Source organism: Aliiroseovarius crassostreae (assembly GCF_049803815.1).
Lineage (GTDB): Bacteria > Pseudomonadota > Alphaproteobacteria > Rhodobacterales > Rhodobacteraceae > Aliiroseovarius > Aliiroseovarius crassostreae_A.
In genome coordinates this window covers 157,457-174,475 of the sequence record NZ_JBNAGI010000005.1, presented here as the reverse complement: position 1 = coordinate 174,475, position 17,019 = coordinate 157,457, and the positions used below count along the sequence as shown (strand labels likewise).

General features: G+C 56.1%; 24 protein-coding genes and 1 tRNA gene. 11 read left to right on the top strand and 14 right to left on the bottom strand.

All coding sequences use genetic code 11. The features are described from left to right. Positions 1-30 precede the first annotated feature (30 nt). From ACP15V_RS13920 to lipB, 3 genes are all read right to left on the bottom strand, one after another. On the bottom strand, positions 31-513 hold the full coding sequence (locus ACP15V_RS13920; RefSeq protein ID WP_424944309.1) for a c-type cytochrome: 483 nt from the start codon (positions 511-513) through the stop codon (positions 31-33). 440 nt (positions 514-953) lie between these two features. After that, positions 954-1,625 (bottom strand): c-type cytochrome, encoded by a 672-nt coding sequence (locus tag ACP15V_RS13915; RefSeq protein WP_424944308.1) that lies wholly within the window; start codon positions 1,623-1,625, stop codon positions 954-956. A gap of 146 nt (positions 1,626-1,771) precedes the next feature. Beyond that, positions 1,772-2,443 carry a lipoyl(octanoyl) transferase LipB gene (lipB, locus tag ACP15V_RS13910; protein ID WP_424944307.1) on the bottom strand — a complete coding sequence of 224 codons (672 nt, stop codon included), beginning with the start codon at positions 2,441-2,443 and terminating at the stop codon, positions 1,772-1,774. Between the two features lie 125 nt (positions 2,444-2,568). On the opposite strand from lipB, the gene ACP15V_RS13905 reads away from it, so the two are divergent. Beyond that, a tRNA-Leu gene (locus ACP15V_RS13905) sits at positions 2,569-2,655 on the top strand. Between the two features lie 904 nt (positions 2,656-3,559). On the opposite strand, the gene ACP15V_RS13900 is transcribed toward ACP15V_RS13905, so the two are convergent. From ACP15V_RS13900 to ACP15V_RS13885, 4 genes are read right to left on the bottom strand one after another with little or no spacing between them, the layout of a single operon-like run. Then, a complete protein-coding gene (locus ACP15V_RS13900) occupies positions 3,560-4,018 on the bottom strand; it encodes a hypothetical protein (protein ID WP_424944306.1) in 459 nt (152 codons plus the stop codon). 38 nt (positions 4,019-4,056) lie between these two features. After that, positions 4,057-4,296, bottom strand: a complete 240-nt coding sequence (locus tag ACP15V_RS13895; RefSeq protein WP_424944305.1) for a hypothetical protein — start codon at positions 4,294-4,296, stop codon at positions 4,057-4,059. 25 nt (positions 4,297-4,321) lie between these two features. Next, positions 4,322-4,663, bottom strand: a complete 342-nt coding sequence (locus ACP15V_RS13890; RefSeq protein ID WP_424944304.1) for a hypothetical protein — start codon at positions 4,661-4,663, stop codon at positions 4,322-4,324. Continuing rightward, positions 4,663-4,806, bottom strand: a complete 144-nt coding sequence (locus ACP15V_RS13885; RefSeq protein ID WP_424944303.1) for a hypothetical protein — start codon at positions 4,804-4,806, stop codon at positions 4,663-4,665. The genes ACP15V_RS13890 and ACP15V_RS13885 overlap by 1 nt, the downstream gene beginning before the upstream one ends. A 227-nt stretch (positions 4,807-5,033) precedes the next feature. Between ACP15V_RS13885 and ACP15V_RS13880 the strand changes: the two genes are divergently transcribed. From ACP15V_RS13880 to ACP15V_RS13870, 3 genes are all read left to right on the top strand, one after another. Then, positions 5,034-5,273 carry a helix-turn-helix domain-containing protein gene (locus tag ACP15V_RS13880; protein WP_424944302.1) on the top strand — a complete coding sequence of 80 codons (240 nt, stop codon included), beginning with the start codon at positions 5,034-5,036 and terminating at the stop codon, positions 5,271-5,273. 53 nt (positions 5,274-5,326) lie between these two features. Next, positions 5,327-5,566, top strand: a complete 240-nt coding sequence (locus tag ACP15V_RS13875) for a hypothetical protein (protein ID WP_424944301.1) — start codon at positions 5,327-5,329, stop codon at positions 5,564-5,566. Positions 5,567-5,655: 89 nt separating this feature from the next. Then, positions 5,656-6,174 carry a hypothetical protein gene (locus tag ACP15V_RS13870; RefSeq protein WP_424944300.1) on the top strand — a complete coding sequence of 173 codons (519 nt, stop codon included), beginning with the start codon at positions 5,656-5,658 and terminating at the stop codon, positions 6,172-6,174. Between the two features lie 215 nt (positions 6,175-6,389). On the opposite strand, the gene ACP15V_RS13865 is transcribed toward ACP15V_RS13870, so the two are convergent. The 4 genes from ACP15V_RS13865 to ACP15V_RS13850 form a co-directional block, all read right to left on the bottom strand. Beyond that, on the bottom strand, positions 6,390-6,569 hold the full coding sequence (locus ACP15V_RS13865; protein ID WP_424944299.1) for a hypothetical protein: 180 nt from the start codon (positions 6,567-6,569) through the stop codon (positions 6,390-6,392). 48 nt (positions 6,570-6,617) lie between these two features. Beyond that, positions 6,618-7,292 (bottom strand): hypothetical protein, encoded by a 675-nt coding sequence (locus tag ACP15V_RS13860; protein WP_424944298.1) that lies wholly within the window; start codon positions 7,290-7,292, stop codon positions 6,618-6,620. 25 nt (positions 7,293-7,317) lie between these two features. Beyond that, complete coding sequence (locus tag ACP15V_RS13855) at positions 7,318-7,881, bottom strand: hypothetical protein (RefSeq protein WP_424944297.1); 564 nt, start codon at positions 7,879-7,881, stop codon at positions 7,318-7,320. 546 nt (positions 7,882-8,427) lie between these two features. Further along, positions 8,428-9,594 carry a tyrosine-type recombinase/integrase gene (locus ACP15V_RS13850; protein WP_424944296.1) on the bottom strand — a complete coding sequence of 389 codons (1,167 nt, stop codon included), beginning with the start codon at positions 9,592-9,594 and terminating at the stop codon, positions 8,428-8,430. Between the two features lie 287 nt (positions 9,595-9,881). Between ACP15V_RS13850 and ACP15V_RS13845 the strand changes: the two genes are divergently transcribed. Further along, on the top strand, positions 9,882-11,153 hold the full coding sequence (locus tag ACP15V_RS13845; RefSeq protein WP_424944295.1) for a glycerate kinase type-2 family protein: 1,272 nt from the start codon (positions 9,882-9,884) through the stop codon (positions 11,151-11,153). 8 nt (positions 11,154-11,161) lie between these two features. Here ACP15V_RS13845 and ACP15V_RS13840 read toward each other — a convergent pair whose 3' ends face one another. Together ACP15V_RS13840 and ACP15V_RS13835 are read right to left on the bottom strand one after the other, a co-directional pair. After that, positions 11,162-11,632 (bottom strand): hypothetical protein, encoded by a 471-nt coding sequence (locus ACP15V_RS13840; protein ID WP_424944294.1) that lies wholly within the window; start codon positions 11,630-11,632, stop codon positions 11,162-11,164. A gap of 65 nt (positions 11,633-11,697) precedes the next feature. Beyond that, entirely contained in the window at positions 11,698-12,258 is a 561-nt protein-coding gene (locus tag ACP15V_RS13835; RefSeq protein WP_424944293.1) for an FMN-dependent NADH-azoreductase, read from the bottom strand. A gap of 156 nt (positions 12,259-12,414) precedes the next feature. Between ACP15V_RS13835 and ACP15V_RS13830 the strand changes: the two genes are divergently transcribed. Together ACP15V_RS13830 and ACP15V_RS13825 are read left to right on the top strand one after the other, a co-directional pair. Further along, on the top strand, positions 12,415-13,305 hold the full coding sequence (locus ACP15V_RS13830) for a LysR family transcriptional regulator (RefSeq protein WP_424944292.1): 891 nt from the start codon (positions 12,415-12,417) through the stop codon (positions 13,303-13,305). Further along, positions 13,302-14,213, top strand: coding sequence for a DMT family transporter (locus tag ACP15V_RS13825; protein WP_424944291.1), 912 nt, complete (start codon positions 13,302-13,304; stop codon positions 14,211-14,213). Before ACP15V_RS13830 ends, ACP15V_RS13825 begins: the two co-directional genes overlap by 4 nt. Positions 14,214-14,333: 120 nt before the next feature. Here the strand turns inward: ACP15V_RS13825 and ACP15V_RS13820 are convergent, their stop codons facing one another. Beyond that, positions 14,334-14,672 (bottom strand): ArsR/SmtB family transcription factor, encoded by a 339-nt coding sequence (locus tag ACP15V_RS13820; protein WP_424944290.1) that lies wholly within the window; start codon positions 14,670-14,672, stop codon positions 14,334-14,336. A gap of 239 nt (positions 14,673-14,911) precedes the next feature. Here ACP15V_RS13820 and ACP15V_RS13815 point away from each other — a divergent pair, with 239 nt between their 5' ends. From ACP15V_RS13815 to ACP15V_RS13800, 4 genes are all read left to right on the top strand, one after another. Then, entirely contained in the window at positions 14,912-15,271 is a 360-nt protein-coding gene (locus ACP15V_RS13815; RefSeq protein ID WP_424944289.1) for an AtpZ/AtpI family protein, read from the top strand. Between the two features lie 67 nt (positions 15,272-15,338). Further along, the gene (locus ACP15V_RS13810; RefSeq protein WP_424944400.1) at positions 15,339-16,103 is read left to right on the top strand and encodes a F0F1 ATP synthase subunit A; all 765 of its coding nucleotides are present in this window, start codon (positions 15,339-15,341) and stop codon (positions 16,101-16,103) included. Between the two features lie 63 nt (positions 16,104-16,166). Beyond that, positions 16,167-16,403 (top strand): F0F1 ATP synthase subunit C, encoded by a 237-nt coding sequence (locus ACP15V_RS13805; protein ID WP_055188564.1) that lies wholly within the window; start codon positions 16,167-16,169, stop codon positions 16,401-16,403. Between the two features lie 75 nt (positions 16,404-16,478). Then, a complete protein-coding gene (locus ACP15V_RS13800) occupies positions 16,479-17,018 on the top strand; it encodes a F0F1 ATP synthase subunit B' (RefSeq protein ID WP_424944288.1) in 540 nt (179 codons plus the stop codon). Position 17,019 lies beyond the last annotated feature (1 nt).

The following is a 17,019-nucleotide window of genomic DNA, read 5'->3' as shown; positions in this document are numbered from 1 at the left end:
GGCCGTCAGGCCGCGATTTCCGCCGGTGCCTTAGTTGGTGGCAGTCGATTCGCCTTCAGCAGGTGCTTCCTCAGCGGCGGCGTCTTCAGCCGGGGCTTCCATCGCAGGGGCCACGCTTGCCAGATAGGCGATGATGTTTTCCGGTTTTTTCCACTTGAAGGTCATTTTCGACTTGGCTTTGCCATCCCCCAACTGCTCTTTCAGGAAGCCTTTGGGGTCCATGATGTAGGCGGCCAGCAATTCTTCGGTCCAGACCGCGCCGGTTTCCCCCAGGGCTGCGATCGACGCGCCGTATTTGAACCCTTCAACCGAGGCGATTTGACGGCCAACAATGCCATAAAGGTTCGGGCCGGTTTTGCCGCCTTTGAAGATCACGTCGCCTTCCGGGCTGACCACGGTGTGGCAGGCCTTGCATTTTTTGAAGTCTTTTTCGCCAGCGGCCGCATCACCTTCGGCTTGGGCACCACCGGCCAGAGCGAAGAGAAGGGCGGCGGAAGTAAGAGCTTTTTTCATGTTTGTCCTCGTGTTTGACAGAACCACGCTACTGCACGTGACATTTCATTCCGGAGCGGACCTTGCCGCAAATTCATGTAAAATAAAAGGGTGTGAACTGTGACGGATTGTAACGGTGGGATTTCGCCGAACCCCTTAACATGGCAAGGAAATCCGTCCTGCAGGTCCGCCAGTTGACCCAGATGGAGTATGGGGGCGTGGGATGCCTTTGAAAACAGGGGGAAAGTTAAAGCAGATGGGGGGAAGCGCCCATGGAAATGGAGCGCAAACCTGTCTGGTTGCTCGGGCCGATACTGCGGTCACCTGTCGCAGCCCATCCCGCATTTGTGATCGCAGGCGTAGATCTGTACGGTCCTTGCGTCCGCGGTGGCAATCTTTGCTGTGTCAGGCCGTGGCTTGCGGAATGCCAATGGGCGGGGGCGATTCCCTCGGAAACGGGATCAGAACGCCAAGAGGCGAATATAGCTGACCAGGGCCTCTACATCTTCCTGCCCCAGAATGCCGCGCCAGGCGGGCATGTACCGACCGCGCCCGTCCAAAATGGCCGTCGCAAGTTCGGCGTTGTCCAGCGTATCGGTCTCGATGGGGTTGGTCAGATCCATCGGTGACATCGCCAGCAACTTGCCCATCACACCGTCGCCATACCCGTCTTCGCCATGACAGACCGTGCAATAGTTCTGAAACAGCTCGTATCCCAGCTGCGGATCCCCCATCAGGTCATGCTTGGCGCGGCTCATGAAACGTAGCCAGGCAATCAAGGCTCCGATTTCCCGGTCATCAAAGAACGCGCGCCATTCCGGCATCGCGTCGCTGATCAGGTTGTGGCGGTCGCGCCCGGTGATGGTCTGCTCGCCCTCTCCGGTGATGATCTTGGTCAGGATGGCATCGCTGCGTGCCCGCACCGTGGTGGTCAGATCGGCCGGGGTGATCTGCATCGACTTCGCGAGCGGCCCATCCCCCTGACCGGACACCCCATGACACAGCTGGCAATAGGAGACATAGAGCCGCCGCCCTTCAAAGGCGGAGGCCGGGTCCGCCAAGGCGGCTTCGACATGCCAGACAATAAGCGACGCAAATGTGGCAAGGGTTTTACAGAGAGTTTTGAAAGGCATTGGCATTGGCGGTCCCCCCGGCGGTCCCTTTGATTGGGATGGCTGATGAGAGGATGCTGCCATGTCGCCCTTTGTTTTCCAAGCCTGCGATGCCGGGGCAGGCGGCCAAGGAATGGTTAACATCAGATGGGTTGGGGCCTCGGGTCTTAGCCAAACACCTCGTCAAAACTGCGCCGCAAGGCCAGGTCCACATCGTCCATCGTGACTGGCAGGCCCAGATCCACGAGGCTGGTGACGCCATGTTCGGTGATACCGCAGGGCACGATGCCGGAAAAATGCTCCAGATCCGGTTCGACATTGATCGAAATGCCGTGAAAGCTGATCCATTTGCGCAGGCGCACGCCGATGGCGGCGATCTTGTCCTCGGGCTTGGTGCCCAAAGCGGTCAGCGGTTTGTCATCGCGCACCACCCAGACCCCGACGCGCCCGTCGCGCTTTTCACCGGTCACATTGAATTCCGCAAGCGTCTTGATCACCCAATCCTCAAGCGCGGCCACGAAGGCGCGCACATCGCGGCCCCGGGCCCCCACATCCAGCATCACATAGGCCACGCGCTGCCCCGGCCCGTGATAGGTGTACTGCCCGCCGCGTTTTGACGGGTAGACCGGAAAGCGATCGGGCGCGACCAGATCCTTGGGGTCCGCAGATGTGCCGGCGGTGTAAAGGGGCGGGTGTTCCAAAAGCCAGATCATTTCGCCCGCTTCGCCGCGCGCCATCGCATCGGCATGGGCCTCCATCCGGGCCACGGCGGCCTCGTAATCAACCAAAGTTTCGGCGGTTTCCCAGATGACGGGCGGCAGGGTGTCAGGTGCTTTCATAAGGTCTCATTTGGCAGCGAATGGGGCGAATGTCAAAAAGGTCACAGAAATTGTGATCCCCGTGCATTTTGCGCTTCACAAGCCCCACCCCCTTCGCTATGTAGCGCCTCACCAAAGCTAGACTTGCGGTCGTGGCGGAATTGGTAGACGCGCAGCGTTGAGGTCGCTGTGAGGTAACACTCGTGTGGGTTCGAGTCCCACCGACCGCACCACTCAAGCCCATTAAAATTAGTAAAAACAAGAACTTAAGGCGAAGGCTTGCGGTTTTATCCACCCTGCCACCCACCCAATTATGTTTGCTGCGCGGCTTTTTGGCAGAGCTAGTTGTGAATTCTGGATTGGTTGGGTCTAGCCAATGCATCCGCCAACTCGCTTGGACGTATCTCACTATATCTCGTCAGGATGATGGCTTGCGCCGCCTTCAATTCTGTGGCGGCGCTTTAAAAGCGTTCTTACGTCTGCGATGGGTTTTCCAATGGGTAAAACCCCTCCTAACTCTTGGTTGACTTTCCACATGGCAAACCCAAGTGTGACACAAGAGCCGCTCTTGGGGGATGTGACTTATTCACACATAACATTGGGCTTTTCAAAGCCAGTGATCGTCCAAGCATTGCTGCCTGTGTTTTTCGCATAAAGCGTATAGTGACATGAGTACGAAGAGACATACCCACCAGTCGTGACAGCTGTGGCGCTTGCATAGTTCCCATAACCGTACGCGTTCACGGTAGTTGTGGCGGGGACCGCATAGGCAGCGTCTCTCCGCCATTGAAAGGCCCGGCGCCCATCAGGTGTGTCAAAGACATTTGTCGGTGGACCATACTTCACCACAACATCAGAAATGTCTTTTCCAACATAGTCTTCCATAATTGCAGATGCGCACCCCGCGAGCCCCAGGAGCGCTGCGCTGATCAACAATCGAACCTTCATAGAATTCCCTTCCACTATCTTTTGCGGGAAGCTACCTCGCTCTACTTTGCCGTGCAACGATTCTACAAGCCTCCCCAATTGTCCCACTCGCACAGAGGTGGTCTAAGGGCTTCGCTCGGGGTTGATTACGCGCTGTGTCCTGCACAATGGCCTCGTGAAGCATGTCAACGGCTCAGCTGTTTTCGTGGATCAGGCTGGAGGCGACCCAGCTAATACCAGTTTTGGCTCTTTCGGAAATGACCGAATATCAAACCACTTAAATGCGGTGCCGTCAGAATTGCGTTTGTCTCCACTGAGGATGCGGCACCCGTTGGTTGCCTGTCTGATCAGTCCCGCCCGAAAAGCATTCAGGTCCAGAAGCCACCATGCCTCAAGGCGTGTTCCATCAGCGCTAGCATGGCCATAGAACATCCAATCACCCTTGCCATTTACAATCTTGGACAACTCGGTTTCACCGCCATATGCGGTTTCTGCACGGATGGTGAATTGGTGAGGATAGCGGCTGGCAAAACCATGTCGGCGGACCCTGGCTGCAATCCGGGTGTCTCTGGCGTCAAACAACAGCAGGTCGGTTGCTTCACGCATATCCAGAAGGTCAGGGGCCTCCCTCATCAGGTGGCCCCCAACGATGCGCTTAATCTCAGGCATGAAGCGGTCAGACCAGCGACGGTTTGTGCTATAACAGTTCAAGCGGCGTCCTGCTTGATCTTTTCGACGGGCCGAGTTTCTGTGTCGATCCGCACGGCCAGATCAAACGCTTTGATGGCAATTTCTTCAAACAGCGCTTCAAGCACAACTTCCAAGTTGCGAATATTCGTAGCGCTGTCACATGCAGCCACCCCGGCTTTTGCCAGATTGCCAATGTGGAGTGCATCACGTTCTGCGTCGTGCCCGGAAAAGCCTTCTCCGTAAATTAGATCAGTCATTTGTTATTCTCCATTCCTTGAGGTGCTAAATGAAAGCTTTGGCTTCGGCCCAAATGCTGGGCTTTTCTCGTTTGTCTGGCAGCATCCACTCGCCGTAGGCGCTGAGCGCGACAACTTTCCTGATGAAATCCTCAGGGCATTGGCAGGGCTCTTTCAGGATCTGCTTTTCGAGGTTCGAGATGACCTCAAGTGCTTTGTCGCCCTCTTCATCCGTCAAGGGGGTTGAGGTTGTACAATCCCAGTTTCTGCTCCATTCTTCGAATAGCATGGCAACTGGCGTCAAAGTGTTTGCTGTTGATGCCGATCCAGGAATGGGCATGGCTGCCGCTGCGGCGACGGTGGCAACGATCAAATCTCTACGTTTCATCAGTCAATCTCCTCAGTTTTGTGCATGTTTTTCAGTAGAAACGGCTCAGAGCGCTGCCAAGTGATCACCGGGGCAAATAGCCAGTTGAGGTTGATCCCCAAGCGCCTCGCCGCGCGGGCGGTCGCCCATTGAAAGCGTGTCATTGCTCAATCTCCTTTCTGAGAGCATTTGTGGGCCACAGTGAGAGCAATTCACAGGTGTATGATGTTATTCCAAAAAAAGGCGTCACGCACTCTCCTTTGGGTCGTCGCCCCTGCGCATCCCGAATGTGGTCAAATTCGATTGCTTCAGGGTGATACATAAAATATGTAAGGCGCAGGAGGTGTTGTGTCAACACATTATGTGTAATATGATACAACTTATGTGGAATATGTTGATTACAAAAGAAATCTCCAAGGCTGCACGTGGGCTTGTCGGGTGGAGCGCCAACAATCTTGCAGTGGCTGCTGGGATTTCACCGGACACAATTCGGTCATTCGAAAGTGGGCGAACCCGTAGCCTGAGCGCGGAAAATCAGGACGCCGTTAAAAAAGCATTGGAGGCGGCAGGCGTCCAGTTCCTTGAAAGCGGTGACGCCGCAACAGGACCGGGTGTGGCGCTGAAGAACTGATGACAGTATCAAAGGGTGCGCTGCTTTAACCCTACCGTTACGCTTGACATGACGTGTTCCCTAATAGCACCTCGCGCCATTTCGCTGAGTTTCGCAAGATCAAACCGCGTGGTCCGCACGAGACTGAAACTGTTCAGCTTACCGGGCGGCCCGCGGCAATCTCGTATACTCTTGCACAGGCTGACGCGATCATTCGTCTGTGGCATGAAAAGTCGAAGAGGAAACCGGTAGAGGTCCGGGCGCTGGCAGAAACCATTTTCAGCCTTGAAGCTGGTGCGCTTAAGGCCCACTGAGTGCGCGACTTGGTGACAAAATTTGTCGGCACTACCCAGCGTGATAGGCCCGAATATTGGGATGGTGTTGAAAAGTAAGGAGAAATGCTTTGAATGATCGTGAGCGGCAGGATCAAATTGATGCGTTCAAGCGAAATTTGGAGGACGCAAAAGAGGCGCACGCCATCCGTCGCGACTTCATCGGCTTTACCAATCAGTCTGCGATTGAATTGACTTCAAGCGCCACGAAAGCCTTTCTCCTGATTAATGGCGGTGCTGCGGTCGCCATGCTAGGTTTTGTCGCAAGCGTCGCGGATGGTTCGGGGGCGGTGAAGCTTGAAATGCCGGACATCGTTGATGCGTTGATGTGGTTTGGGTGGGGTGTGCTGGTGGCTGCCGTGTGCTCTGGGCTGGCTTATTGCGTCATGTTTTTGCAGGGAGCGGTATCTAGCGAGGTAACTTTTACTTGGGAGTTCCTGTACATCGAGGAGCGCCAGGCTTCGAAGTGGTTACTCAGGGTTACTCACCTTGCCCATGTTGCTGCCGTGTTGGCAGGCATCTTATCGCTAGTTTTCTTTAGTTTGGGGCTATTGAGCGTGGCGGAAGCTATCGGCAATTCTAACCCGTAGAGGGGGCTTATGAAGCGAATAGGAGCGAATGAGACGCCCCTTTTCTAGCTTATTGATCGGAAGTTATTGGTTATTGCCTTTTTGGCTAACCCCTTATCACAGTAATTGATGAACGGAGCGTTAACGAATATTGCCCTCCACGTTTGACGTGAGAGGTACTGTTTGCGTCCAATAGGATATGTTCTAAATAAAGAACCTTGTGAAAGGCGATCCCATCATTCTTCGAGACTTGAAATAAATGTTGCGGAAATGGAATCGAATACTTCCACGCCCTCTTTACGAATACGGTTCATTTCAGCTTGAAGTGGAGCTGTTTCGATACCATCTTTTGTGACCTCCAATTTAATGCGTTGTATCTCGACATTGTTCTGGAGAATTACTGCGGTGACATACATGAGTAACCTTTCTTTTCGCCGCTATTGACGCTGAGTGGCTCTGAGATCTTACCTTTGGGTTAGCAAATGCGAGTGAATTTCGAGGTCGCTGGCGAGGTCTTTTGCTTTGTTGTCATGCTCCATGACTTCACCGAGTTGTTTGCGCCATTTTTGCATATACCGCATAAGAGAAAATGTCTGATATGCAATAATCAGAATGGAAAACAACGCCAATGTTTGAGGCTTAAAATCTATCATTCTGAGCCACGAAGTCATGCCATGGGTTTCTGCGAAGGTCATGATTGTAGAGGGATGAATTTCTGCAGAATCTACTTCGGACGCGCCCAATGGAACACTTTCCCAGGCGGAAAACACCGCCAATGTTAAAATAATTGCAAAACCGGCCATTGATAGTAGCAGGACGCGGACGATAGAGCCCTTTAAAAATAGCCTTGATGAGAGTTCTTTGAAGAAACGTCTCGCTCTCAGGTCGTCTCGGATCCCTTCAAGGGTCGCATAGTTATCCCGAATTTTTGTGGCCGACTTTGAGTGCTTATTCTCCAACGCGGCTTCAACTTTATCCCTCATGCCGTTGTCGTCAACGATATGGCTTGCGCGGGCAATCGTCTCGTCCCGAACTCTCTCGAGGCGCGGTACCATGAGGGCATCCACCCCTAATCCGAGCGCAGAAATTGCGAGCCCTAGCGAGCAGAGCTGAGTTACATCACCAAACTGAATGGACATAAAGGAACTCTATGGGTTGGGATAGTCAGATACCAATAGGGGTACTATTTGCGCGATAAAATTCAAACTCTTCACTGAGGTCGCCAGCTATGTCAGCTTGATTAAATGAGAGTTTGGCCTTCGCTAGGCTGTGGTCGGTCTCGAACCGAAAAGCGTGCCCCTTGACCACGCAAAAATGAGAGATCTCATCATCGATACGGTCAGTATTCAACGCAAATAGATGCTCATCACTTTGATTTGCGATGAGCATAGCGAACCTGTTTCCTTCGATATCGAGGTGGGTTGGGTCATCAACGACTGCGGTGATTTTCCCCCCCTGTTGCAAGAGTTTTTCTGCTAGGTTGTAGACTTGTCCGCTGTAGCACTTCGAGTTAAGAGTGCCAGAAGAAATCATGACATCCGCTTTTTCCTCCAAAGCCAACTGGAAGAGCTCCTTGACCACATGTTCAGCATGGAGAAGTGAAAGATTGTCGAGAATGCGTGAAGAGCGCGACTTGCGAGCTTCAGTCACTGAAGTCTCATAGGTCGTATCCTGCTTCACATAAGCCGTTGAATCCGAGACAGCTTCACAATTAGCAGTGGGTCGCATGGTCGCTGAATCCTCCAAGTCTCGTCCAAAAAATACGCCGGTCAAATGCGTGAGGCAGGTAAGTTTCTTATTGTTAGACGACAAAAACGGCATTTTAAGGTTCCCGTCAAGGGAAATTTCTCCACTTAGAGTTGAGGTGGCGCTCGCTGAAAAACAACACGACAACCTTTTGTAGACATGAAAGGTTGAAATCCGGTTTCCACAGCGGGCTTGGCAGATATACGCGAGATCCGAGTATACGGAACTTTTATAATGTTGACAAATTGGCTGCAGCCAAGGCGACCACATTGGACTTGGGGCCAGTCACATAGCGTGCCCATGCTTCCATAGCGACGCGGCGCCGTTCGAGGAGATCCGACCGGCCATAGGCGCGTTCAACCTCACGGCCGATGGTGTGGCCTTGGATTGTTTCGGACGTTCGTTGGGGGTTGGAATAGTTTGCACAAAACGCCAACTACTCCACATCAAGAAGAAGGCTTGGTGATACGGACGTCTTTAACCGGAGGGCGCACGTTGATATTGAAGGTCATTGGTTGCGCTTCGTCGTCATCTTCCCCGCCGGAACCGTTGAACATGCCGAGGTGCTTGCCGAGCTTTTCGAGCGCCGACAGCTTGTCCCAAAAGCGGATCTTGTGAACGTTCTCGTATATCGGCTTGCCGTCGTCGTCGTATTCGCCGGATGGACGCTGCACCACTTGCCTCCGAGCACCATGTTCTAAAGCTGGAACGGAAACCGTGCGGGCGGGCTTCCATTCCCCTGCGCTCCATGTAGCGCGCCATGGTAGCATCAGAAATGACACCCTTGCGCGCACTTGGAAATAGAAACCCATCACGGGCGTGGGGAAGGGCAGCGCGCACGACTGCCTGCGCCTCGGTCGAGAGGGGCACCCAGAATTCTTGCTCCTTACCCTTTTGCGATTTCATGTTCTCGGCCGGGATGATCCAGTTTTCACCTTGAAACTGATCGACATGGGCAAACCGCACTGGTTTGGACCTGGATGCGGTCAGGATCAGCAATCTCAAAGCCAGGTGGGTTACTGTATCGTCATGGAGGCTCTGATAGAACACAGGCACCTCTTTCCACGGAAGGGCCGGAATGTGTTTTGCTATGTGGCGGCTCTTACCAAGAAGCGCCTTGGCTTTCTCGGTCGCCTGAATGTCAACGTCCAAGCCCATCGCGGCGGCGTAGCGGATCACGATGCCCAGCCTATCCATCGCTTTCTTTGCGGTGTCGGATTTAGTGTGCCAGATGGGTTGAAGCGTATTCTTAATGTCGGTCTGATCCAGGTCTTCGATTGGCACCTTACCAAGCTTTGGGAGAACGTGCAGTTCCAGAGGGCTAAACCACCGCCCTGCTTTGCCATCGCCCTTAAGCTCTGCCTTGCGGGCCTCATATGCGGCCTCGGAAATGTGGGATAGGGTGTTGTCGGCTTTGGCGGCTTCTCGTCTCTCGCGTTCACGCTCTTTGATCGGATCTTTACCTTGTCGTGTGATCGAGCGCCATTTTTCGGCCTGTTCGCGAGCTTCCTTGAGAGAGACGCCAGGAATGGAACCCAACCCCATTTCTCTTCGCCTGCCATGAACAGTCACACGCAAGAACCATTGCCCCCCGCCGTCAGCGCGCTTGTGAAACCACAAACCGCCTCCGTCCGAATATTTGCCCGGCGTGGCCGCTTTGACCTTCGTTGCGGTGAGTTTATTGAGTGCTCTCATTTCTATCCACCCCTATATATAGTATGGAATGGGGCGGGATGAAACAGGGTGAGACAACTAAACAGCTTGTTTTGTTGGGAATTATGAAATTCTGATAGGGAATGAAACAGCATGGTACAGTAATTCAATGCCCACCGACCGCACCACTTACTTTCCCCAAAATTCCATGTGATCTGATCGGTTTATACCGAGGCATGACCGATGTATCGACCTCGCACAAATCTGCTTGCCTGACGTCATCTTCAAAAGAACGTTGCCAGATGATCCCCCCCGGTTATTCTGCCCTCATGACAGATAGCGCTGACATCACGTTGCTCACCTCTTTGTTCAATGCTGCAATCCGGGCAGCGGATCCCGAGCGCGCCCTAGCCCGATACCTGCCAGCCCCTCCGAAAGGGCGCACGGTGGTGATCGGGGCGGGCAAAGGGGCCGCGCAGATGGCCGCGGCGTTCGAAAAACTGTGGGATGGGCCGGTCGAGGGCGTGGTGGTCACGCGATATGGGTACGGAGCTGAATCCGACAAGATACGCGTGATGGAAGCCGCCCATCCTGTGCCGGATGAGGCGGGACTGTCGGCCAGCGCCGCCTTGTTTCGGGCGGTGGACGGGCTGAGCGAAGATGATCTGGTCATTGCGCTGATTTGCGGAGGAGGGTCGGCCTTGCTGCCTTCTCCCCCGGACGGAATGACGCTTGCGGATGAGCAAGCCTTGAACACGGCGCTTCTGGCATCCGGCGCGCCGATTTCCGCGATGAATGCGATCCGCAAACATATGTCCGGCATTAAAGGTGGGCGACTGGCCGCGGCCTGTCACCCGGCGAAAGTGATCAGCCTGATCGTCTCGGACGTGCCGGGGGATGATCCGGCGCAGGTGGCGTCTGGCCCAACCGTGCCGGATGACACAGGTCGCAAGGAGGCGCTTGCCGCGATTGATGCCTATGGCATCGACCTGCCGGAACACATTCTGGCTCATATAAAGGACAACGCCGCCCCGAACCCGACCCATGCCGTATTTGTCAATAATGAGGTGCATGTGATTGCCTCTGCCGCCAAGTCGCTGGAGGCCGCAGCCGAACGGGCCGGGACACTTGGTCTGCCAGCGGTGATCCTGTCGGATGCCATCGAAGGGGAAGCGCGTGACATTGGCCGGATGCATGCCGCTATCGCCCGCGAAGTGGCCCAGAAAGACCGCCCTTTTCCAAGCCCGATCGTAATCCTGTCTGGAGGCGAAACCACGGTCACGCTGAAGGGGAAGGGGCGCGGGGGGCGTAATACAGAATTCCTTCTCTCACTTGCGCTGGATTTGGATGGGGTCGAAGGGGTGTCGGCGCTGGCTGCGGACACGGATGGCATCGACGGGTCCGAGGACAATGCCGGTGCCTTTGCGGATGGGGCAACGGTGACCCGGTTGCGGGCAATGGGCAAAGACCCGATGGCAATGCTGTCGCGCAATGATGCCTATTCGGCGTTTGATGCGCTGGGCGATCTGTTCAGCCCCGGCCCCACAGGCACCAATGTCAATGATTTCCGGGCCATCGTGGTACACGCCAAACCGGACTGACGCGTGGATTACCGCCGCAACCAGCCATTCACCTCTTCCACCATCCGGTCCATTCCACGCAGGTTGGAATAGATGCGGATCAGCGGGCGGATGTCCCCGTTATATAGTGTCAGAACCGGACGATAGGTGACACTCCGGTCGCCATCACTATCGCGGCTTTCCTGGCGTTCTATTTTCGCATGATCGATCGAGGAAAGGGGCACGTGGTCTTCGCTGAACCCCATGAAATCGCGTCGCCGAAGTGTGACGAGATCGCCGGGTCGGTCGAAGATCACCTGAACACGGGCGGTGAATTTTACCAAAAACAGCAGTGGGACTAAGGAAAACGCGGCAAAAATCAGACCGGGCCAAGTCTCGTCCAGGATCAGGAAAATGCCAATGCCCAGAAAGGTCACGATCATGAAGATCATGCCGACCCCCATCAGCCAGGGCACATGATCCAGCACCAAAAGATCGGGGGTGTTTTGGGTGACTTTCATGAAAACGCTCCGGCCGGGACGGGATGATCCTAGCCAGAGCGGGGTGTATTGCAAATGTCGTGCGATCAAGCCGCGAGCGCGTCAATCCCTGCTTCGGCATCAGCAAGGCCCGCGTCCCCCGCAGCGCCGATGATTTCGACATTCGTGATGCCCATGAAGCCGAACATCTGCTTCAGGTAAGGCGAGGCGAAATCATAGGGTGACCCCACGGGGACGCCACCTGATGCCAGCAGGACCACAACCCGCTTGTCCCCCAAAAGCCCTTTGGGGCCGTCTTCGGTATAGGTGAAGCTGACGCCCACGCGGGCCAAATGATCAAGCCAGGCCTTGAGGGTTGAGGGGATGGTGAAGTTGTAAATGGGCGATGAGATGACGATGGTGTCGGCGTCCTGAACCTCGGCCAGCAACTTATCCGACAGGGCAAGGGCGGCGTTCTGGTCGTCACTGCGCGCCTCGGGCGGGGTGAAAGTGGCGCCGGTCCAGGTGGCGTCGAGATGCGGCAGGCCCCCCGCCAGGTCACGGGTGGTCACGTCGCCCGACAGGCGGGCCATATAACGGTCAGCCAATTGGCGGGATACAGAGCCTTCGGTACGGGCGGAACTGTCGATGCGCAGGATCTTGGTCATGGGAGGAACCTTTCAGGGATATTTCTGGGTGTCTTCGTGTTGCCCCCAACATGAGGCTTTGCATTTTTGAACTCAATCTGAGATAAACCACATTAATTGTGCGAATGCGCACATTATTACCAACCCGCAGATCAGGGCCAGTTATGGGAGTGCCAGATGGAACATTGGGATGAGGTGCGCACCGCCTATTTCGTGGTGCGCGAAGGGACCGTCAGCGGGGCGGCGGATGTTCTTGGGGTGCACCACGCCACCGTGATCCGCCACATTGATGCGTTGGAAGAGCGGTTGGGGGTGAAGCTTTTCCAACGGCACGCGCGCGGCTATACCCCCACCGAAGCCGGGGCTGATCTGGCGCGGGTGGCGCAAACCACGGATGAACAGTTTTCCCAACTTGGGGGGCGCTTGAAAGGGCAGGGGGAAAGCGTGACCGGCGAATTGGTCGTAACCGCGCTGCCCTCGTTTGCGGAACGTGTGACCCCGGTTCTGGTACAGTTTCAACGCGACCATCCCAATGTGAATGTGCGGTTCCTGACCGATGCTCGCGTGTTCCGCCTGGAATATGGCGAGGCCCATGTGGCCCTGCGCGCAGGCGCTGCACCTCAGGAACCCGACAATGTGGCGCAGCCGTTTTTTACCCTTGATATCGGGCTTTATGCGGCACCTTGTTATGTGGAGCGCTTCGGGCGGCCAACCCTGGACACGCTGGCGGATCATCGCTTTGTGGGCTTTGCCGACATCCGATCGCGCGCGCCCTTTATGCGCTGGCAGGAAAAACACGTGCCCGCAGGTGCCGTGGCCTATCGCGCCACCGATGACCGCGCGCTGGAGGCGGCCGTGCGCGCCGGGGCGGGTCTGGGGTTCATGGCTGTCAGCAATGCGGACGGATTGGTGGAAGTGATGGAGCGGCAGCCGGAATGGCATGCCTCGACCTGGCTGGTGACCCATGTAGATCTGCACCGCTCGGTAAAGGTGCAGGCGGCGTTGGCTGCCTTCAAGCAGGCGGCGCGGGATTGGGCGGCCTCGGAAGAGGGGATCCATCTGCCATGAGCCGGCGTGAAATGTCTGGCCATCTGGTGATGCTGGCGTTTTCCGCTTTGGTGGCGGGGTCCCACGCGCTGGGCGGGTTGGTGGCAGGTGATATGGCCCCCTTGCCACTGATGACGCTGCGGTTTTTGGGGGCGGCTGTGGTGATTGGCGTTCTGGTGCAACTGGGGCCGGGGATTCGCCGAACGGATCTGCAGGCACCCTGGCGCTATCTGCTCGCGGGTGGCGTCTTTGCCGTCTATTTTGTCTTGATGTTTGAAGCCCTGAAAACCGCCCCTCCGGTCAATACCGCGGCGCTGTTTACGCTGGTGCCGATTTTGACCGCCGCGTTTGGTTGGCTGATCATGCGGCAGGTGACGACCGGGCGGATTGGCGCAGCCCTTGCCGTGGGGGCCGTGGGCGCGCTTTGGGTTGTGTTTCGTGGGGATATTGGCGCGCTTATTGCTTTTGATCTGGGCTATGGCGAGGCGGTTTATGTATTGGGTGTGGTGGCGCACGCCATATACATCCCGCTTCTGCAGCGCCTGAACCGGGGCGAGCATGGCTTGGTTTTCACCTTTGGTGTCCTGATGGGGGGAGGGCTGCTGCTTCTGGCCTTGTCCTTTGGGGCCTTGTTGGCGATCGACTGGGCGATGGTGCCGCTGCGGGTCTGGGTGGTTTTGGCCTATCTCGTTGTGTTTTCCACCGCGACCTCCTTTTACTGCCTGCAATTTGCGTCACTCCGTCTGCCCGCGGCCAAGGTGATGGCCTATGGCTATCTGACGCCAAGCTGGGTGATTTTGTGGGAACTGGCACTTGGGCATGGTGGACCGAGCCCTGCCATTCTGCTGGGGATTGTCCTGACAGTCATTGCACTATTGATGCTGTTGCGAGAGGGCAGGGGCGCTTCCGCTCACGCGTCAGCGCGCTAGGCGGGCCTCGCGTTGCTCGGGCGTTTTGTGTTGCGCCGCTTTGCGTCGCGAGAGAGGGGCGCTGCCCCTCGCCGCATGCGCGGCTCACCCCGGGATATTTATGACCAGAAAATAGCGGTATCAGCTTTCAGAGAGTTCGCTTGCAAGGAAGCGTTCGAAATCGTCGAGATTGACCGGTTCGAACTGGCCGAACCCCTGCATCCAGACCGAGGCGCCCTTGAGCGCGTCGGGTTCCAGTTTGCACCACTTGACCCGGCCGCGCTTTTCCTGGCTGATCAGGCCTGCGCGGGTCAGGATGGTCAGGTGTTTCGAGATGGCCGCAAGCGACATGTCGAACGGGGCTGCCACATCCGTGACCGCCATGTCATCTTCCAGAAGCATGGTCAGGATCGACCGCCTTGTGGGATCCCCCAGGGCGGCGAAGACGAAGTCAAGATGTGGGTCGGGCAGGGTGGTCATGCGATTATGCCTATGGGCAAGGGCGCGGATCGTCAACCGATCGGTTGAATTTGCGAAAGTGAAGGAAATAACGGGGTTGACGCCGTTCTGAGATGGGGTGCGAATCCAGTGAATTTGAAAGTTATTGTTTTTCAAGCACTTAAGGCGTCTCATGTTGGCGCTAAACAGCGTTGACTCACTGCCCTTCCCCGCTTAGCAAAGGCGCAACTGTTACCACTGTGCTCATCCAAGGGTGAACCATGTCCAACGATCCTGATCCCGAGCGTCTGAAAGCGCTTGAGGCGCGCCTGAAAAAGGCGAAAGGACCGGAGGAAGAGGAACACAGTGGCGACAAGGGCTATAATCAGGCGCAATATGCCTGGCAGATGGTCATCGAGTTGATTGCCGGTCTTGGGATCGGTTTCGGCATCGGATACGGGTTGGACGCTGTTTTCGGCACAAAACCCTTCATGATGGTGCTGTTCATATTGTTGGGGTTTGCGGCCGGCGTGAAAGTGATGCTTGGCACCGCGGCCCAGATGCAGAAGACACCGGAGGCCGGTCAGGGGGCAAACCCCAAAGCAGGTTCCGAAGAAGAAAAGGGTAAGACAGGTGGCTGATCAAAGCGCAAACAAAGGGTCTGGCGGTCTCGCCAAAATCGCATTCTTCGTCGTGCTGGCGATTGTGATGGTCTCGGGTCTGATCTTTGCGCCGGAGCATGCAGGTCTGGCGATCCACCCGATGGATCAGTTCCAGCTGGCCCCGCTGTTTGGCGGGGACCACATTGGCACCTTTACCGTGACCAACCAGACCTTCTGGATGGCGCTGACCGTGCTGGTCATCATCCTTCTTTTGGTGGTTGGCACCGCGGGCGGCAAGGAAATCCCGGGCCGCATTCAATCGGTGGCCGAGCTGGCCTATGGTTTTGTGTACAAGATGGTTGAAGACGTGGCTGGCAAAGACGCCGTCAAGTTCTTCCCCGGTATTATGACGCTCTTCATGTTCATCGTTGTGGCGAACTTCCTGGGTCTGATCCCCTATTCGTTCACCGCGACCTCGCATATCGCCGTGACCGCGGTGCTGGCAATGATCGTGTTCGTCTTCGTGACCGTTCTGGGTTTCGTGAAAAACGGCGCCGGGTTCCTGGGCCTGTTCTGGGTCTCGTCGGCCCCGCTGGCGCTGCGCCCGATCCTGGCCGTGATCGAACTGATCTCTTACTTCGTGCGCCCGGTCAGCCATTCCATTCGTTTGGCTGGTAACGTGATGGCCGGCCACGCGGTGATCAAAGTGTTTGCAGGCTTTGCCGCAGCACTGGGCCTGTTTGGCTTCTTCCCGATCTTCGCAATCGCAGCGGTTTACGCGCTGGAAGTGCTCGTGGCCTTTATCCAGGCCTACGTGTTCACCATCCTGACCTGCGTATACCTGAAAGACGCTCTGCATCCGTCGCACTAAGGCGACGGGCGCAGCCCGCAAACACACCTAATTCAAAGCATTCCAACGTAAGGAGAAACGAAAATGGAAGGCAATATCGCTCAAATGGGTCAATTCATCGGTGCAGGTCTGGCAGCTATCGGTTCAGGTGCCGCCGCTATCGGTGTGGGCCACGTTGCTGGTAACTTCCTGGCCGGTGCTCTGCGCAACCCGTCGGCTGCTGCCGCACAGACCGCCACCCTCTTCATCGGTATCGCATTTGCAGAAGCACTGGGCATCTTCTCGTTCCTGGTTGCTCTGCTCCTGATGTTCGCCGTCTAAGACCTGAACCATCCTTACGCCGGGGTGGGTCATGACCTGACCCACCCTAAGTAACTCGGTTCCAGGAGAGAAGACATGGCAAGTAACACACATACCACGGATGCTGCACACGGCGCTGCCGAAGCTGCAGGCATGCCGCAGCTGGATTTCTCGACCTTCGGGAACCAGATCTTCTGGCTCGTGGTGACGCTGGTCGTGATCTACTTCGTGCTCTCGAAGATTGCCCTTCCCCGTATCGAAGGCATTCTTCAGTCGCGTCAAACCCGGATCACCAACTATCTGTCCACTGCCGAAGAGATGAAGCAGAAAGCCGTCGAGGCCGAAGCTGCATACAATCAGGCGCTGGCGGATGCCCGCATTGAGGCCAACAAGATCGTGGCCGAAGCGCGTGCTGAAATTCAGGCTGAGGTGGATGCCGCCGCTGCCAAGGCAGATGCCGAGATCGCTGCAAAGGCCGCTGAAAGCGAAGCTGCCATTGCCGAGATCCGCGCCGGTGCCGTGGACAGCGTCAAGGCTGTGGCCAAAGATGCTGCCAAGGAAATCATTGGCGCGTTGGGTCACAAGGCAGATGCCAAAACCGTGACCGCGGCTGTGACCGCTCGGATGAAAGGGTAAG

What these genes read in the sequence shown, in the direction of transcription:
- ACP15V_RS13915 (WP_424944308.1), bottom strand. Translation starts at nt 1,625, where the DNA reads ATGCCTTTCAAAACTCTCTGTAAAACCCTTGCCACATTTGCGTCGCTT.
- ACP15V_RS13800 (WP_424944288.1), top strand. Translation starts at nt 16,479, where the DNA reads ATGGCAAGTAACACACATACCACGGATGCTGCACACGGCGCTGCCGAA.
- ACP15V_RS13865 (WP_424944299.1), bottom strand. Translation starts at nt 6,569, where the DNA reads ATGTATGTCACCGCAGTAATTCTCCAGAACAATGTCGAGATACAACGC.
- ACP15V_RS13920 (WP_424944309.1), bottom strand. Translation starts at nt 513, where the DNA reads ATGAAAAAAGCTCTTACTTCCGCCGCCCTTCTCTTCGCTCTGGCCGGT.
- ACP15V_RS13825 (WP_424944291.1), top strand. Translation starts at nt 13,302, where the DNA reads ATGAGCCGGCGTGAAATGTCTGGCCATCTGGTGATGCTGGCGTTTTCC.
- ACP15V_RS13890 (WP_424944304.1), bottom strand. Translation starts at nt 4,663, where the DNA reads ATGAAACGTAGAGATTTGATCGTTGCCACCGTCGCCGCAGCGGCAGCC.
- lipB (WP_424944307.1), bottom strand. Translation starts at nt 2,443, where the DNA reads ATGAAAGCACCTGACACCCTGCCGCCCGTCATCTGGGAAACCGCCGAA.
- ACP15V_RS13845 (WP_424944295.1), top strand. Translation starts at nt 9,882, where the DNA reads ATGACAGATAGCGCTGACATCACGTTGCTCACCTCTTTGTTCAATGCT.
- ACP15V_RS13835 (WP_424944293.1), bottom strand. Translation starts at nt 12,258, where the DNA reads ATGACCAAGATCCTGCGCATCGACAGTTCCGCCCGTACCGAAGGCTCT.
- ACP15V_RS13895 (WP_424944305.1), bottom strand. Translation starts at nt 4,296, where the DNA reads ATGACTGATCTAATTTACGGAGAAGGCTTTTCCGGGCACGACGCAGAA.
- ACP15V_RS13815 (WP_424944289.1), top strand. Translation starts at nt 14,912, where the DNA reads ATGTCCAACGATCCTGATCCCGAGCGTCTGAAAGCGCTTGAGGCGCGC.
- ACP15V_RS13900 (WP_424944306.1), bottom strand. Translation starts at nt 4,018, where the DNA reads ATGCCTGAGATTAAGCGCATCGTTGGGGGCCACCTGATGAGGGAGGCC.
- ACP15V_RS13840 (WP_424944294.1), bottom strand. Translation starts at nt 11,632, where the DNA reads ATGAAAGTCACCCAAAACACCCCCGATCTTTTGGTGCTGGATCATGTG.
- ACP15V_RS13885 (WP_424944303.1), bottom strand. Translation starts at nt 4,806, where the DNA reads ATGACACGCTTTCAATGGGCGACCGCCCGCGCGGCGAGGCGCTTGGGG.
- ACP15V_RS13850 (WP_424944296.1), bottom strand. Translation starts at nt 9,594, where the DNA reads ATGAGAGCACTCAATAAACTCACCGCAACGAAGGTCAAAGCGGCCACG.
- ACP15V_RS13805 (WP_055188564.1), top strand. Translation starts at nt 16,167, where the DNA reads ATGGAAGGCAATATCGCTCAAATGGGTCAATTCATCGGTGCAGGTCTG.
- ACP15V_RS13810 (WP_424944400.1), top strand. Translation starts at nt 15,339, where the DNA reads ATGGTCTCGGGTCTGATCTTTGCGCCGGAGCATGCAGGTCTGGCGATC.
- ACP15V_RS13880 (WP_424944302.1), top strand. Translation starts at nt 5,034, where the DNA reads ATGTTGATTACAAAAGAAATCTCCAAGGCTGCACGTGGGCTTGTCGGG.
- ACP15V_RS13855 (WP_424944297.1), bottom strand. Translation starts at nt 7,881, where the DNA reads ATGCGACCCACTGCTAATTGTGAAGCTGTCTCGGATTCAACGGCTTAT.
- ACP15V_RS13820 (WP_424944290.1), bottom strand. Translation starts at nt 14,672, where the DNA reads ATGACCACCCTGCCCGACCCACATCTTGACTTCGTCTTCGCCGCCCTG.
- ACP15V_RS13830 (WP_424944292.1), top strand. Translation starts at nt 12,415, where the DNA reads ATGGAACATTGGGATGAGGTGCGCACCGCCTATTTCGTGGTGCGCGAA.
- ACP15V_RS13860 (WP_424944298.1), bottom strand. Translation starts at nt 7,292, where the DNA reads ATGTCCATTCAGTTTGGTGATGTAACTCAGCTCTGCTCGCTAGGGCTC.